The sequence below is a fragment of the Psychrobacillus vulpis genome (assembly GCF_006861825.1).
GTDB classification, from domain to species: Bacteria; Bacillota; Bacilli; order Bacillales_A; family Planococcaceae; genus Psychrobacillus; species Psychrobacillus vulpis.
Map to the genome: position 1 here is coordinate 1 of NZ_VDGI01000070.1, position 638 is coordinate 638.

Genomic DNA, 638 nt, shown 5'->3' on the forward strand with positions numbered 1-638 from the left:
GATGGGCTCTATGGCACCATAGTTCATCGACCTTCCTCTCCCAGCCGTAGTATCCTATACCCGTTTTTCACATTTTCATTCTCTGTGGTGTAGCGCTGATTTTGCGCTACATGGATGGCTAACGGGGGCTTTAGTTAAAGAAAATGGGTTGCTTAGGCAACTCTTTTTTCTTATTGAACTAACAAGGCATGTTAGTTCAATAAGGAAATTAAATCTGAATGAAGAATTGAAAAAGAGGGAGAGATAGATATGCGCTTTACTTTTATTTTTGGTATTGCAGGTATTTTATACTCAATATTTTGGCACCGGCAGTCATTAATACCGCCGACTGATATCTTTATTCCAATTGCAACAGGTGCACTGATTGATATCCTAATTCTATTAAGTATTTCTAAACACCGTAACGTTTTAGATGAAGAGATAGAAAAGGTAAGTAATGAAGAAATTGAACAAGAATTAGAAGATTATTTAAAAGGGTAACTAAACTTTCCATTTACTTAAACTAAAGGGTTGGTATGTCAACACTAAATCAAACAACTTTTTTAAGGGAAGCGAATTTGTACTCTACCGGACTTAGGTAGCCTAGTGTGCTGTGCGTACGAATGTTATTGTACCAATTGACGTAATCGAACAGTTCA

The 638-nt window shown here is 36.5% G+C and carries 2 protein-coding genes; one reads left to right on the forward strand and one right to left on the reverse strand.

What is annotated here, in order from left to right:
- Window positions 1-249: 249 nt before the first annotated feature.
- Window positions 250-480, forward strand: a complete 231-nt coding sequence (locus FG384_RS19610) for a hypothetical protein (RefSeq protein ID WP_142644356.1) — start codon at window positions 250-252, stop codon at window positions 478-480.
- Between the two features lie 49 nt (window positions 481-529).
- On the opposite strand, the gene FG384_RS20495 is transcribed toward FG384_RS19610, so the two are convergent.
- Complete coding sequence (locus tag FG384_RS20495; RefSeq protein ID WP_420849988.1) at window positions 530-634, reverse strand: IS3 family transposase; 105 nt, start codon at window positions 632-634, stop codon at window positions 530-532.
- Window positions 635-638 lie beyond the last annotated feature (4 nt).